At 67.4% G+C, this 13903-nt stretch carries 17 protein-coding genes and 1 tRNA gene; 7 read left to right on the top strand and 11 right to left on the bottom strand.

Annotated elements, in window-relative coordinates; translation table 11 throughout:
- Window positions 1–209: 209 nt before the first annotated feature.
- Window positions 210–1112 (bottom strand): ROK family protein, encoded by a 903-nt coding sequence (locus MHN84_RS13715; protein ID WP_241205164.1) that lies wholly within the window; start codon window positions 1110–1112, stop codon window positions 210–212.
- Window positions 1113–1116: 4 nt separating this feature from the next.
- Window positions 1117–2073, bottom strand: coding sequence for a YafY family protein (locus tag MHN84_RS13710; RefSeq protein ID WP_241205097.1), 957 nt, complete (start codon window positions 2071–2073; stop codon window positions 1117–1119).
- A gap of 61 nt (window positions 2074–2134) precedes the next feature.
- Between MHN84_RS13710 and MHN84_RS13705 the strand changes: the two genes are divergently transcribed.
- A complete protein-coding gene (locus MHN84_RS13705) occupies window positions 2135–2668 on the top strand; it encodes a DinB family protein (protein WP_241205096.1) in 534 nt (177 codons plus the stop codon).
- A 1-nt stretch (window position 2669) separates the two neighbouring features.
- Window positions 2670–3266 (top strand): DinB family protein, encoded by a 597-nt coding sequence (locus MHN84_RS13700; RefSeq protein ID WP_241205095.1) that lies wholly within the window; start codon window positions 2670–2672, stop codon window positions 3264–3266.
- A gap of 3 nt (window positions 3267–3269) precedes the next feature.
- Here the strand turns inward: MHN84_RS13700 and MHN84_RS13695 are convergent, their stop codons facing one another.
- Entirely contained in the window at window positions 3270–3866 is a 597-nt protein-coding gene (locus MHN84_RS13695) for a TetR/AcrR family transcriptional regulator (protein WP_241205094.1), read from the bottom strand.
- Window positions 3867–3948: 82 nt separating this feature from the next.
- On the opposite strand from MHN84_RS13695, the gene MHN84_RS13690 reads away from it, so the two are divergent.
- The 5 genes from MHN84_RS13690 (at window position 3949) to MHN84_RS13670 (ending at window position 9278) form a co-directional block, all read left to right on the top strand.
- On the top strand, window positions 3949–4929 hold the full coding sequence (locus MHN84_RS13690) for an oxygenase MpaB family protein (RefSeq protein WP_241205093.1): 981 nt from the start codon (window positions 3949–3951) through the stop codon (window positions 4927–4929).
- The gene (locus MHN84_RS13685; protein ID WP_241205092.1) at window positions 4926–6281 is read left to right on the top strand and encodes an AarF/ABC1/UbiB kinase family protein; all 1356 of its coding nucleotides are present in this window, start codon (window positions 4926–4928) and stop codon (window positions 6279–6281) included. The genes MHN84_RS13690 and MHN84_RS13685 overlap by 4 nt, the downstream gene beginning before the upstream one ends.
- Window positions 6281–7183: an alpha/beta fold hydrolase gene (locus MHN84_RS13680; RefSeq protein WP_241205091.1), complete on the top strand. Its 903-nt coding sequence runs from the start codon at window positions 6281–6283 to the stop codon at window positions 7181–7183. Before MHN84_RS13685 ends, MHN84_RS13680 begins: the two co-directional genes overlap by 1 nt.
- Before the next feature lie 138 nt (window positions 7184–7321).
- Window positions 7322–8215 carry a cyclopropane mycolic acid synthase family methyltransferase gene (locus MHN84_RS13675; protein ID WP_241205090.1) on the top strand — a complete coding sequence of 298 codons (894 nt, stop codon included), beginning with the start codon at window positions 7322–7324 and terminating at the stop codon, window positions 8213–8215.
- Window positions 8216–8378: 163 nt separating this feature from the next.
- A complete protein-coding gene (locus MHN84_RS13670) occupies window positions 8379–9278 on the top strand; it encodes a cyclopropane mycolic acid synthase family methyltransferase (protein WP_241205089.1) in 900 nt (299 codons plus the stop codon).
- A gap of 249 nt (window positions 9279–9527) precedes the next feature.
- On the opposite strand, the gene rplA is transcribed toward MHN84_RS13670, so the two are convergent.
- From rplA to hadA, 8 genes are all read right to left on the bottom strand, one after another.
- Complete coding sequence (gene rplA / locus MHN84_RS13665) at window positions 9528–10235, bottom strand: 50S ribosomal protein L1 (RefSeq protein WP_241205088.1); 708 nt, start codon at window positions 10233–10235, stop codon at window positions 9528–9530.
- Between the two features lie 63 nt (window positions 10236–10298).
- Window positions 10299–10727 (bottom strand): 50S ribosomal protein L11, encoded by a 429-nt coding sequence (gene rplK, locus MHN84_RS13660; protein WP_046361080.1) that lies wholly within the window; start codon window positions 10725–10727, stop codon window positions 10299–10301.
- Between the two features lie 56 nt (window positions 10728–10783).
- On the bottom strand, window positions 10784–11635 hold the full coding sequence (nusG, locus tag MHN84_RS13655; protein ID WP_374238365.1) for a transcription termination/antitermination protein NusG: 852 nt from the start codon (window positions 11633–11635) through the stop codon (window positions 10784–10786).
- A 48-nt stretch (window positions 11636–11683) separates the two neighbouring features.
- On the bottom strand, window positions 11684–12142 hold the full coding sequence (secE, locus tag MHN84_RS29875) for a preprotein translocase subunit SecE (protein WP_241205087.1): 459 nt from the start codon (window positions 12140–12142) through the stop codon (window positions 11684–11686).
- 101 nt (window positions 12143–12243) lie between these two features.
- A tRNA-Trp gene (locus tag MHN84_RS13645) sits at window positions 12244–12316 on the bottom strand.
- A gap of 126 nt (window positions 12317–12442) precedes the next feature.
- Window positions 12443–12985, bottom strand: a complete 543-nt coding sequence (hadC, locus tag MHN84_RS13640) for a (3R)-hydroxyacyl-ACP dehydratase subunit HadC (protein ID WP_241205086.1) — start codon at window positions 12983–12985, stop codon at window positions 12443–12445.
- 11 nt (window positions 12986–12996) lie between these two features.
- Window positions 12997–13425, bottom strand: a complete 429-nt coding sequence (hadB, locus tag MHN84_RS13635; protein WP_241205085.1) for a (3R)-hydroxyacyl-ACP dehydratase subunit HadB — start codon at window positions 13423–13425, stop codon at window positions 12997–12999.
- Window positions 13412–13891, bottom strand: coding sequence for a (3R)-hydroxyacyl-ACP dehydratase subunit HadA (hadA, locus tag MHN84_RS13630; RefSeq protein WP_241205084.1), 480 nt, complete (start codon window positions 13889–13891; stop codon window positions 13412–13414). Before hadA ends, hadB begins: the two co-directional genes overlap by 14 nt.
- Window positions 13892–13903: the final 12 nt, after the last annotated feature.

The following is a 13903-nucleotide window of genomic DNA, read 5'->3' as shown; positions in this document are numbered from 1 at the left end:
ATGTCCCATCGAGGAGCGCGGGCCGGGCGCAAGAGGAAGGTCGTGAAATGACGAACGCCCCGACACAGACAGGTCGGGGCGCACACAACTGAGGTACGTGCCTCGTCCTCCTGCGTGGGCCGCCGGGTGGAACCCGGACCTTCAACCATGTGACTGGTGACCGACGGTCTTCGGTGGAACGCCAGCCAGAATAGCCTGCCGCGCCCCGATCAGCCAAAACGGCCGAGGGCCGCCGCACCGATCAGCCCGGCGTCACCACCGAGGAGGGCCGGTGCCACCTGCAGGCCGCGCAGGAAACTCAAGCCCGCATAGCGCCTCAGCGCCGCCCGCAGCGGGTCGAAGAGCAGGTCTCCGGCGCCGGCCACGCCACCACCGATGACCACACGGTCCAGGTCGCAGGTCGCCCCGACAGACGCGATCATGCGGGCCAGCGCGTCGGCGCCGCGGCCGAACGTCTGCAGCGCCAGGGGGTCGCCCCGCCGCGCGTCCTCGGCGAGTTCCCTGGCGCCGGCCTCGGGCGGGGCCTGCCAGCCGTGCTCGCGGGCCCACCGCGCCAGCCACGGTCCGGCGGCGACCGTCTCCACACACCCGTGCCCGCCGCACGTGCACGGCGCCCCGTCGGGTTCCACCACGACGTGGCCGACATGGCCGGCGTTACCCGTCCGTCCGTGGAACGGGGCGCCGTCGAGGACGAGTCCGCCGCCCACTCCGGTCGAGACGACCATGCCGAGCAGGAACCGTGCCCCCTTGGCCGCACCGCGCCACTGCTCCCCCAGCGCCATGCACAACCCGTCGCCGCCGAGACGCGCGGGCGCGCCGGTGAGCTCGTGAACACGAGCCACGATCGGAAAGGCTTGCCAGCCAACGATGTTGATCGGACTCACCGTGCCGGCGGGGACGTCGATCGGGCCGGCCGACGAGATGCCGGCCGCGTCCACCGTGCCGCCGGCGGCGGCCAGCGCATCGACGAGCAGGGCCTGGGCGACGGCCCAGATGGTCTCGGCATCGGCGCGCGGGGTCGGCGCCTCGGCGCGGTGCCGCAGCGCGCCGGAGTCGTCGACCAGGCCGACCGCCAGCTTCGTGCCACCGACATCAAGGGCGAGCGTGAGCATCCGGTCATTCTCCCGTGGCACGTCGCATCCGCTCCGCCATCGCCACCATCGCGTCGGCCAACTCCGGAGACTCCAGGATCTCGAGGTCGGCGTCGACCCTCGCGAGCCACGGAACAAGGTGGCTCGGATCGTCGGCGCCTGCGGTGACGATGGTCGCGTCGGGTCCGTCGGGTTCGATGTCCACCGAGCCGGCCGGGAAGTACGGGGCGACGGCGCCGACGGGAGCGTGATAGCGGACGCGGGCCACGTACCGATAGGGCGACGTGCTGATGGACCGGCGCACGTAGGCGGCCGCGTCGGGAGCCTCCCGCCCGACGAACGTGCTGCCGACCGCCGCGACGTCGGACATCCGGTCCAGCCGCAGGCTCCGCCAATCCTCCCGGTCGCGGTCGTAGGCGAGCAGATACCAGCGCCGACCGGTGGTCACCAGCTGATAAGGCTCGAGACGACGCCGAGTCGCGGCGCCGTCCCGGTCCACGTAGCCGGCGGTGACGTGTTCGCGGTCTCGGCTGGCCCGGGCGAGCGTCATCAACACATCGGGTTCGACGACGGACTCCGGGGCGCCCGACGTCAGCGTGACCGTGGCCTCGTGGACGGCCGAGACCTGGGACCGCAGCCGCCGCGGCATCACTTGATCGAGCTTGCTGAGGGCCCGCAGGGCCGATTCGCCCACGCCCGCGACGCTGCCCCCGGCCGCGAGCCGAAGGCAGACCGCCATCGCGACGGCCTCGTCGGGATCCAGAAGCAGCGGCGGAAGCGCCGCCCCTGCGCCCAGCTGGTAACCGCCGCCGTGTCCCCGGCTGGCGGCGACGGGATAGCCGAGGTCGCGCAGCCGCTCGACATCGCGACGCACGCTGCGGGTGGTGACCCCCAGCCGAGTGGCGAGCTCCTCCCCCGTCCAGACCCGCCGTGACTGCAACAGACCGAGCAGCGTCAGCACGCGGCTCGTCGTCTCGGACACCCCGTCAGCCTGTCAGAGATTGCGGACCGAAACTGTCCTGAATGGATGCGACGCTTGCGTCATGGACGTCACCGACGAACTGATCGACCAACTGGATCTGCATTGGCGGTCGCAGCTGCGGCCGCGACTGGCCGGGCTCACCGACGACGAGTACTTCTGGCAGCCGGTCCATGACTGCTGGACGGTGCACCGCGACGGGCGCGTCGACTTCGCGTTCCCGCCTCCGCAGCCAGAACCGTTCACCACGATCGGGTGGCGGATGGCGCACCTGATCGTCGGCGTGCTGGCCACCCGCAGCCATGCCCACTTCAGCGGACCGCCTGCCGACTACTCGTCATGGCCCTATGCCACCGACGCCGCAGCGGCACTCGCTCAACTCGACGAGGAGTACGAGCGGTGGCTGCGCGGTGTCCGCACGCTCGACGCCGAGGCACTGGCGCGGCCCTGCGGACCGGCCGAAGGTCCCTATGCCGAGCGTTCGATGATGACGCTGGTGCTCCACATCAACCGGGAGATGATCCACCACGGTGCTGAAATCGCCTGCATCCGTGACCTTTACGCACACACCCTGCACGCACGAGACAAGGAGAAGTGAGATGCCCGGACTGCCCCCGCCCGCCGACACCGAACGACAGACGCTGATCGAGTTCCTCAGGTTCAATCAGAACGCCTTCTTCGCGGTGGCGCACGGCCTGACCGACGATCAGGCCCGCGCGACCCCGTCGGCGAGCGCGCTGTCGATCGGCGGTTTGATCAAGCACGCTGCCGGTGTGCAGCGCGGCTGGCTCGCGCGCGTCGTCGCCGCCCCCGACTTTCCGCCGCCGGACCCGCGGCCACTCGAGGAGCAGATGGCCGAGTACGCCGACGAGTACGTGATGGGCGAGCACGAGACACTCACCGGGCTGCTCGACGCCCTGCGCGCGGTCAACGACGACGTGCTGGCCGCGTTCGCCGAGAAAGACCTCGACACCCCCGTCCCCGTGCCCCACGAGGTGCCGTGGTTCCCCGGCGACGTCGACTTCTGGAGCGTGCGCTGGGTGGCGCTGCATCTGATCGAGGAGCTGACCCGGCACGCCGGCCACGCCGACATCATCCGCGAAACATGCGATGGCGCAACGATGTACGAGTTGATGGCCGCTCACGAGGAATGGCCCGAGACCGATTTCATCAAGCGGTGGCGGCCGCAGAGCTGATTCTCAGCGCAGCACCAGTGCCAGCGCGTGGTCGACGACGGCGTCGAGGTCGTCACCCAGGCGGCCGGCCAGCCACTGCTGGGCCAGCTCGGCCATCGCGCCGGTGTAGAGCGCGGCCGCCACCTGGGCGGCCACCGGATCGGACCCCGGGTGAAGCCGCCAGCCTTCGGACAGCACCGCCTCGCGCAGCAGATCCTGGGTGGCGACGCGGCGGGCGGCCAGCACCGGGTTGGCCCGGGCGTCGGTGAACAGCACCCGGCCGCGCCGCGGATCACTGGAGCTGAAGGCGAGCACGGCGGCCATTCCGGCCCGGGTGCGGGCCGCCAACGATGCGCCGGCCGACGCCATCGCCGCCTCGACCGCGGCGGCCAGTTCGGCGCTGACCCGGTCGTACACCGCGCCGAGCAGGGCGTCGACGTCGGCGAAACTCTCGTAGAAGTAACGGGAGTTCAAGCCGCTCTCCCGGCATGCGGACCGCACGGACAGTGCCTGCTCGCCGCCCTCCCCGAAGATTCGATAGGCGGCGTCGACGAGGAGTTCCCGCCGCTCGGCGCGGCGGTCGACCAGCGGAACGCCCGCCCATCGCGTGGGAGTCGACACCCGATCAGGGTAAGCCGCCGCAAATCTGGCCACAACCGTATCCAGAAGCTAAACTGGGCACACCCGTGACCAGGAGGATGAGATGTTCCTGCCGCACCAGCTCATCGGCCAGGTGCTCGACCGGCGCTTCGACCAGGACGTGCGACGGCACTTCTTCAAGGGGATGCAGTTCGCCGCACCCGCGGGCGACCCGGGCTGGTTCGGCCCCGGCAGCGCCGTGTGGCACGTGCACTCGCACACCCACGCGCTGATCTTCGGTTTGCAGTGCGCGGCGTTCCTCGAGCGTCTGGACCCGTCCATCTACTGGATGGGCGTGCACCACTCCCGACTGGTCCGCGATGACACCCGCGACGATCCGATGCCCCAGATCGACCCCGAGGGCGCGCTCACCCGACTCGGACACTCCGTCGCGTTCTTCATCGGTACGGCGTACGGCTCGACCGAGACGGCCGAACGCCTGGCCACCACGGTGGCATCGATGCACCACACCATCAAGGGGACCCGGCCCGACGGCGCCCGCTACGACGCCGACGATCCCGAGTGGTTGCGCTGGAACTACGCGACCGTCGTCTGGGGCATCGCCACCGCCCACGAGCTCTATCACCCGAACCCTTTGCGCGGCAAGAAGATCGACCGCTACTACGAGGAATTCGTGCGCGTCGGTCACGCGCTGGGCGGCACCGACCTGCCCGCGACCAAGGCCGACACCCTCGACTGCCTGAAGTCCTACCTGCCCAGGCTCGCGGTCACCTACGGCACCGCGATGGCGACCGGCCCCAACCTGCCCCTGCCTCAGGCGGCGTTGAACTGGGCGGTGCGTGACACGATGCCGTCCTGGGCCAAGGGGCTCATCCAGCACAGCGACCCCAACATCATCGAGCGCACAGCCCGGCGCGCCCTGGTCTGGTCGGTCATCAACGGCGTGTCCGCAGCCTCGGGCGCGATGCCGGAGTTCGAGCAGGCCAGGGCACGGGTGGCCGGCGGGACGGGCTCGCCTGCGGGTGTGACCCGGGGCACACGAATTTTCGAGCGTGCAGGCTCTTTTGAGACACTGCAGGGATGAGTACTACGCGGAACACACAGCACCGCGAGGTAGCCAAGCTCGACCGTGTACCGCTGCCCATCGAGGCAGCGCGCATCGGCGCGACCGGCTGGCAGGTCACTCGCACCGGCGCCCGGGTCGTGTCCACCATTCGCTCCCGCGGTTCGCTCCAGCAGAAGATCGTGAAGCAGATTCCCCAGGCGTTCGCCGACCTGGGCCCCACCTACGTCAAGTTCGGCCAGATCATCGCGTCCAGCCCGGGCGCCTTCGGTGAGCCGCTGAGCCGGGAATTCCGCAGCCTTCTCGACCGGGTGCCGCCGGCGGACTCCGAGGCCGTGCACAAACTGTTCCGGGAGGAGCTGGGCGACGACCCGTCGAACCTGTTCGCCTCGTTCGACGAGAAGCCGTTCGCCTCCGCATCGATCGCACAGGTGCACTACGCGACGCTGCACAGCGGCGAAGAGGTCGTCGTGAAGATCCAGCGACCGGGCATCCGCCGCCGCGTCGCCGCCGACCTGCAGATCCTCAAGCGGGGCGCCCGCCTGGTCGAGTTCGCCAAGCTGGGCCAGCGCCTGTCCGCCCAGGACGTCGTCGCCGACTTCGCCGACAACCTCGCCGAGGAACTGGACTTCCGTCTGGAGGCGCAGTCGATGGACGCCTGGGTGGCCCACATGCATGCCTCGCCGCTGGGCACGAACATTCGCGTGCCGCAGGTCTACTGGGACCTGACCAGCGAGCGCGTGCTGACCATGGAACGGGTCTCCGGCGTGCGTATCGACGACGTCGCCGCCATCCGCAAGAAGGGGTTCGACGGCACCGAGCTGGTCAAGGCCCTGCTGTTCAGCGTCTTCGAAGGTGGTCTGCGGCACGGGCTGTTCCACGGCGACCTGCACGCCGGCAACCTCTCCGTCGACGACGACGGCAAGATCGTGTTCTTCGATTTCGGCATCATGGGCCGCATCGATCCGCGGACCCGCTGGCTGCTGCGCGAGCTGGTCTATGCGCTGCTGGTCAAGAAGGACCACGCCGCGGCGGGCAAGATCGTCGTGCTGATGGGCGCGGTCGGCACCGTCAAGCCCGAGGCGCAGGCGGCCAAGGACCTCGAGAAGTTCGCCACCCCGTTGACGATGACCTCCCTCGGCGACCTGAGCTACGCCGAGATCGGCAAGCAGCTCTCCGCGTTGGCCGAGGCCTACGACGTGAAGCTGCCCCGCGAGCTGGTGCTCATCGGGAAGCAGTTCCTCTACGTCGAGCGCTACATGAAGCTGCTGGCGCCGAGCTGGCAGATGATGAGCGACCCGTCGCTGACGGGCTACTTCGCCAACTTCATGGTGGAAGTGTCCCGCGAGCACGACCAGCAGCTGGACGCCTGATGCAGGTGCGCAGCGGCACCGCGCCGTCCGGCGACATCGGCATCCACTACGAGGACATGGGTGACCCCGGCGATCCAGCGGTCCTGCTGATCATGGGGCTCGGGGCGCAGATGATCTTCTGGCGGACCGAGTTCTGCGAGAAGCTGGTCAACCAGGGCCTGCGGGTGATCCGCTTCGACAACCGCGACTGCGGGCTGTCGGGCAAGGTGCGCGGACAGCGGTCCAGCGCTTCGCTACCGCTGAGCATGGCGCGCTCGTTCCTCGGGATCGCCAGCCCGGCGCCCTACCGCCTCGAGGACATGGCCGACGACACCGCCGCGCTCGCCGACCACCTCGACATCGACCGCGCGCATGTCGTCGGAGCGTCGATGGGCGGCATGATCGCGCAAGTGTTCGCCGCGCGGCATCCCGCGCGCACGCGGTCGCTGGGTGTCATCTTCTCCAGCAACAATCAACCCGCTCTCCCACCGCCGGGCCCACAGCAGTTGCTCGCGATCCTGTCCAAGCCCTCCGGCACCGGTCGCGACGCGATCATCGACAACGCGGTCAAGGTCAGCAAGATCATCGGCAGCCCCGGCTATCCCCGGTCCGACGACGCCCTGCGCGCCGATGCGATCGAGGGCTACGACCGGGCCCACTACCCGGCGGGGATCGGCAGGCAGTTCTCGGCGATCCTGGGCAGCGGAAGCCTGCGCCATCACAACCGATCGACCACCGTGCCCACGGTCGTGATCCATGGCACGGCCGACAAGCTGATGCGGCCGTCGGGCGGTCGCGCGATCGCCCGCGCGATCCCCGGCGCACGCCTGGTGCTGTTCGACGGCATGGGCCACGAGCTGCCCGAACCCCTCTGGGACGACATCGTCGGCGAGCTGAAGACGACGTTCGCGCAGGCGCGCTGATCGATCACTGATACTGCATGAACGTCAATTCGGTCGATGAGGGAACTGCCGGGAAGACGACGTACCATTCCTGACGGGCATGCGTGACCGCCGTTTCAGGAGAACCTCTTCGGGCAGCTTGCTCAGGAAGGCCACCTCATGGCCGACACAAAAAAGGCCACAGCCAAGAAAAACTTGAAACCGCACTTCGACGACGTCCAGGCGCACTACGACCTGTCCGACGAGTTCTTCCGCCTGTTCCTCGACCCCTCGCAGATGTACAGCTGCGCATATTTCGAGCGCGACGACATGACGCTGGAGGAGGCGCAGCGCGCGAAGGTCGACCTGGCCCTGGGCAAACTCGGCCTCGAGCCCGGCATGACGCTGCTCGATGTCGGCTGCGGCTGGGGTTACACGATGATGCGCGCGATCGAACTCTATGACGTCAACGTGATCGGCCTGACGCTCAGCGAGAACCAGAAGGCGCACGTCGAGCGTGTGTTCGCCGCATCGGACAGCCCCCGCACCAAGGAGATCCGACTCGAGGGCTGGGAGAGCTTCGACCAGCCGGTCGACCGCATCGTCTCCATCGGGGCGTTCGAGCACTTCGGCAAGGACCGCTGGGACGATTTCTTCACCACCGCCTACAAGGTGCTGCCCGACGACGGCGTGATGCTGCTGCACACCATCACAGCGCTGACGATCCCGCAGATGATCGAACGGGGCATCCCGCTGACGTTCTCGGTCGCCCGATTCATCAAGTTCATCCTCACCGAGATCTTCCCGGGCGGGTATCTGCCGACGATCGAGCTGGTCGGCGAGCATGCCGGCAAGGCGGGTTTCACCCTGACCCGTGAGCAGTCGCTTCAGCCGCACTACGCGCGCACCCTCGACCACTGGTCCGCGGCGCTCGAGGCGCACAGGGACGAGGCGATCGCCGTGCAGTCCGAAGAGGTCTACGACCGCTACATGCACTACCTCACCGGGTGCGCGGATTCGTTCCGCAAGGGCTACACCGACGTCAACCAGTTCACGTTGGTCAAGGCGCCCTGAGCGGATTGGCCCGGAAAGACGTCCAGCCGTTAGGCTGATCGCCCGAGAAGCGTGTTTACCGGAAGGCCGTGCTCTGTTTGGGTACGGTCGGAACACCATCGCGATGTCGCATCGGGCGGGGGCCCTCGACAAGTGGCCCCACGACAAGAGGACGTAGAAAGACATGTCTGACAACTCCACCGGCACGAAGGATCTGACTCCTCATTTCGAGGACATCCAGGCGCACTACGACCTGTCGGACGACTTCTTCGGTGTGTTCCAGGACCCCACCCGCAAGTACAGCTGCGCGTACTTCACCGGCCCCAACGCGACGCTGTCGGAAGCCCAGATCGCCAACGTCGATCAGCATCTCGACCGGCTCGACCTGAAGCCGGGGATGACACTGCTCGAGGTCGGCTGCGGCTGGGGGCTGACGCTGCAGCGTGCGATGGAGAAGTACGACGTCAACGTCATCGGCCTCACGTTGAGCAAGAACCAGCAGGCCTATTGCAGTCAGCTGCTGTCGAAGATCGACACCGAGCGCACGTTCGACGTCCGTCTCGAGGGCTGGGAGCAGTTCCACTCCCCCGTCGATCGGATCGTGTCCATCGAGGCCTTCGAGCACTTCGGCTTCGAGCGGTACGACGACTACTTCAAGACCTGCTACGACATCCTGCCCGACGACGGCCGGATGACGATTCAGAGCAGCTGCGGGTACCACCCGTACGATCTGCAGGCCCGCGGCAAGAAGCTGACGTTCGAGCTGGCGCGCTTCGCGAAGTTCATCGGCGAGGTGATCTTCCCCGGCGGCCGCATCCCGACGACCCAGATGATGGTCGAACACGGCGAGAAGGCCGGCTTCACGGTCCCGGAGACGTTGTCGCTGCGCAATCACTACATCAAGACGCTCGGCATCTGGGCAGGCCGTCTGGAGGCCCACAAGGACGAGGCCATCGCCGCGGCAGGTGAGCAGTCGTACAACGACTACATGCGCTACCTGACCGGGTGCCAGTACTACTTCGTCGACGAGGCCCTCGACGTCAGCCTCGTCACGTACCTGAAGCCGGGTGCTGCGGCCGCCTGAACCGGCTCCCTTTTCCCGATGCCGGCGCGCTGGCCCGGCGCCGGTGTTATGTTTGCCGAAGGGGCTCCTCGACCGCCGCATCAGGGTTCGATGTGGGGGACAACTCGGATCTCCGGGTGATGCCGTCAGCCTGTCGTTCGTGGGGGACGATGGTTGCGGCGCACCCGGGCACCGGTGGTCGAGGAGCTCACAAAACAACGAGTCCCCCGCGCCTGTGGCGCAGGGGACTCGCGGCGTTTCGGCTGGCGCCTACTCCTCCGTGAAGTTGCGGGTGACCGCCGGGTCGACCGGGATGCCGGGACCGGTGGTGGTCGACACGACGACCTTCTTCAGGTAGCGGCCCTTCGACGACGACGGCTTGGCGCGCAGGATCTCGTCCAGCGCGGCGCCGTAGTTCTCCACCAGCTTGGTCTCGTCGAACGACGCCTTACCGATGATGAAGTGCAGGTTGGCCTGCTTGTCCACGCGGAAGTTGATCTTGCCGCCCTTGATGTCGTTGACGGCCTTGGTGACGTCGGGGGTCACGGTGCCCGTCTTCGGGTTCGGCATCAGGCCGCGGGGGCCGAGGATGCGGGCGATGCGGCCCACCTTGGCCATCTGGTCGGGGGTGGCGATCGCGGCGTCGAAGTCGAGGAACCCGCCCTGGATCTTCTCGATCAGGTCGTCGCTGCCGACCACGTCGGCGCCGGCAGCCAGCGCCTGCTCCGCCTTGTCGCCGACGGCGAACACCGCGACGCGCGCGGTCTTACCGGTGCCGTGCGGAAGGTTGACGGTGCCGCGCACCATCTGGTCGGCTTTGCGGGGATCGACGCCCAGGCGGATCGCGACCTCGACGGTGGCGTCCTGCTTCTTCGACGACGTCTCTTTGGCCAGCTTGGTGGCCTCCAGCGGCGTGTAGAGCCGGGTCTTGTCGACCTTCTCGGCGGCTTCCTTGTAGGCCTTGCTGTTCTTGCTCATTGTTGTCTCCTAGTCACTGAGTTGTGGTGCGGGCCGATGCCAGCCCTTCCACGAGACCCCGTCTTACTCGACGGTGATCCCCATCGACCGGGCGGTCCCGGCGATGATCTTGGCGGCCTGATCGATGTCGTTGGCGTTCAGGTCTTCTTTCTTGGTCTCGGCGATCTCACGCACCTGATCCCAGGTCACCTTGGCGACCTTGGTCTTGTGCGGCTCACCGGAGCCCTTCTGCACGCCGGCGGCCTTGAGCAGCAGCTTCGCTGCGGGCGGCGTCTTCAGCGCGAACGTGAAGGTGCGGTCCTCGTAGACGGTGATCTCCACGGGGATGACGTTGCCGCGCTGCGACTCGGTCGCGGCGTTGTACGCCTTGCAGAACTCCATGATGTTGACGCCGTGCTGGCCGAGCGCGGGACCGACCGGCGGGGCGGGGTTGGCCTGCCCGGCCTGGATCTGCAGCTTGATCAGCCCGGAGACCTTCTTCTTCGGGGGCATGGTTGTGCGTGTCCTTCTTCTATCTCGTGGGGGTCCTCACGGCCGAGGAGCCCGGCTTAAATCTTGGCGACCTGGTTGAAGGTCAGTTCGACCGGCGTCTCGCGGCCGAAGATCGACACCAGCACCTTGAGCTTCTGCTGCTCGGCGTTGACCTCGCTGATCGATGCCGGCAGGGTCGCGAACGGTCCGTCCATGACGGTGACCGACTCGCCGACCTCGAAGTCGACCAGGATCTCCGGACGCTCCATCGACGCCTCGGAGGACGCCGCGGCCGTCGAGGCGGCCTTCCCGGGCTTCTTCGCGGCCGCGGGCGGCAGCAGGAACTTCACCACGTCGTCGAGCGAGAGCGGCGAGGGCCGCGACGTCGCGCCGACGAAGCCGGTCACTCCCGGGGTGTTGCGCACGGCGCCCCACGACTCGTCGTTGAGCTCCATGCGGACCAGGATGTAACCGGGTAGAACCTTGCGGTTGACCTGCTTGCGCTGGCCGTTCTTGATCTCGGTGACCTCTTCGGTGGGCACCTCGACCTGGAAGATGTAGTCGCCGACGTCGAGGTTCTGCACACGGGTCTCGAGGTTGGCCTTCACCTTATTCTCGTAACCGGCGTAGGAGTGGATGACATACCAGTCGCCGGGCTTGAGGCGCAGCTCCTTCTTGAGCGCGACCGCAGGGTCCTCGTCCTCGTCGGCAACCGGAGCTTCGTCGGTGGTCTCGGCGTCGGTGGTCTCGGCGTCCTCGGGCTGCGCGTCGTCGGGCGCGTCAACCAGCGGCGCCTCCTCCACGGCCTCGGCCGGGCTGGTCTCGTCGAGATTGCCGGCCCCCGCGGCGGTGATCACCGTCGCCGGGTCCGCTGCAGCGATGCGTGCCTCGGACACGTTCGCGGCGCTCTCGCCGTCGAAGCTGGTCACGTGTCAGTCCTCTCTACATGTATCGCGTCGGGTCGGGTGACCGTGCGGTCAGCCGAACACCAACGTCACGAGCTTGGCCAGGCCCAGGTCGACTCCGCCGATCAGCGCCACCATGAAGACCAGGAACACCAGCACCACGGTGGTGTAGCTGACCATCTGCTTGCGGTTCGGCCAGATGACCTTGCGCAGCTCGCCGACAACTTCCCTCAGGTAGTTGATGACGAAGACGATGGGATTGCGGGACGGCCCGTCCTTGGGCTTGCGCGCGGTCTTCTTCTTCGCCTTCGGACCGTTGCCATTGTCCTTGCCGCCCGAACTGTCGGTTTCGGGCGCGGCGTCGGTGTCGTCGGCCGCGGTGTCGTCGACATCCGCCGCTCGACGCGATCGCTTACCCGTGGGTCTCAGCGGACGCGTCACGACCGCGGTCTGCGCTCGTGCGTCACCGCCGTCGGTCTCCGCGCCGCTGTCGGTGCCTGCCGAGCTGGCACCGTCGCGCTCGTCGCTCACCGCGTGCTCCCTCGTGATCGGTCGTAATCGGTCCCGGTTCGTGGGGCCTGCAGTCCAGTATCCAGACCAGTCCGACCCTACGTATCGAGTATTCAGTTGAGCAGGGGCGACAGGACTTGAACCTGCAACCTGCGGTTTTGGAGACCGCTGCTCTGCCAGTTGAGCTACGCCCCTAGACGGGTTCCCTGTAGGGCCCACACAATTCGCGCGCTCCCCGTGCGGTGACACAAGCCCCGACGGACAGCGCGCTCAACTGGGAAAACCCAAGTGCCGAGTGTAGCGCGCCGCGGGGCGGAGTTGCTAATCCGTCGCCGGCCCGGTGTCGTCCACCGTGTCGTGGATGACGGGCTTGCGGACCACCTGGCCGGTCTCCGGATCCCATCCGGCCGAGATCGAGTTGTCGCCTTCGTGGCCCATCAGCGTGGTGAACGCTTCCATGACGACCGTGCCGTCGTCCTCGGTCAGCACGTTGCGGGTGGTGACGATGTCGGCGCCGAAGCGTTCGTCGACGGACTCGATGTACATGGTGGCGGTGAGCTTGTCCCCCTCGCCGATGGGCCGGTGGAACAGGAACTTCTGGTCGACCTGGACGATCTGCATCGTCTCGAAGCCCACGTCGACATTCTGGAAGAAGTGCCGCTGTGTCATCACCGCGAGGATCGACATGAATGTCGGGCCCGCGACCAGCCCTTTGTGGCCGAGTTCGGCCGCAGCGTCCACGTCGTGGCTGGCGGGGTCGAACGCCTTGACCGAGGTGGCGTACTGGCGGATCTGTTCGCGACCCACCACGAAGGGCTCCGGGTACTGCCAGACCATGCCCCGGATGTCGGTTTTCAGAGCCATCGTCGACCTCCCTACGCCAGCTTGGCCACGGCAACGGCGCGGCCGAAGATCTTCTTGCCACCCGCGGTCGCGGTCAGCGCGATGGTGACCGACTTCGATTCCGCCTCAACGGATTTCACGCGTCCGTTGAACACGATCTCGGCACCCTTGCCGTCGTTGGGGACGGGGACGACGGCGGTGAAGCGCACGTTGTACTCGGTGACGGCGGCCGGGTCGCCCACCCAGGAAGTCACGTATCCGCCACCCAGACCCATGGTCAGCATGCCGTGGGCGATCGCGGTGTCCAGGCCGACCTGCTTGGCGATGTCGTCGTCCCAGTGGATGGGGTTGAGGTCACCGGAGACGCCGGCGTAGTTGACCAGGTCGGCCCGCGTCAGCGGGATGACCTTCTCGGGCAGCTGATCGCCGACCTTGACCGAACTGAACTCACGCAGTGCCATCTGAAAAGCCACTCTCTCCGTCTTCTTCGCTCCGCCCCGCCAGGGTGGTGTAGGACTCCTGCACGACGTCGCCGTTGCTGTTACTGACGATGTTCTTGGTGACGATGATGTCGGTGCCGTGTGCCGTGCGGACCGAGTCGATCCAGACGTCGCAGTAGAGCGTGTCGCCGGCCTTGATCGGACGGACGAACTTCAAGGACTGGTCCACCTGGACGATCTGGGCGTCGGTGATCGCGATGCCGGCTGAATCGAACATCGCCCGCTGCGCCTGGTAGCCGAACACCGAGATGAACGTCAGGGGCGCGAGCAGCGCGTCGTGGCCGAGCTCGGCCACCGCTTCTTCGGTGAAGAACGCCTCGTCGTCGTTCTTGACCGCGGTCGCGTACTCGCGGATCTTCTCACGGCCGACGACGTAGTGGTCGGGATGGCGATAGTGCAGCCCGACGTACTCGTCCAGGAAAGACACGGCAGATGGTGC

The sequence above is a fragment of the Mycobacterium sp. PSTR-4-N genome (genome assembly GCF_022348085.1).
Classification (GTDB): domain Bacteria; phylum Actinomycetota; class Actinomycetes; order Mycobacteriales; family Mycobacteriaceae; genus Mycobacterium.
The sequence above is the reverse complement of the archived record's forward strand: the minus strand, read 5'-3'. Positions and strand labels throughout refer to the sequence as shown.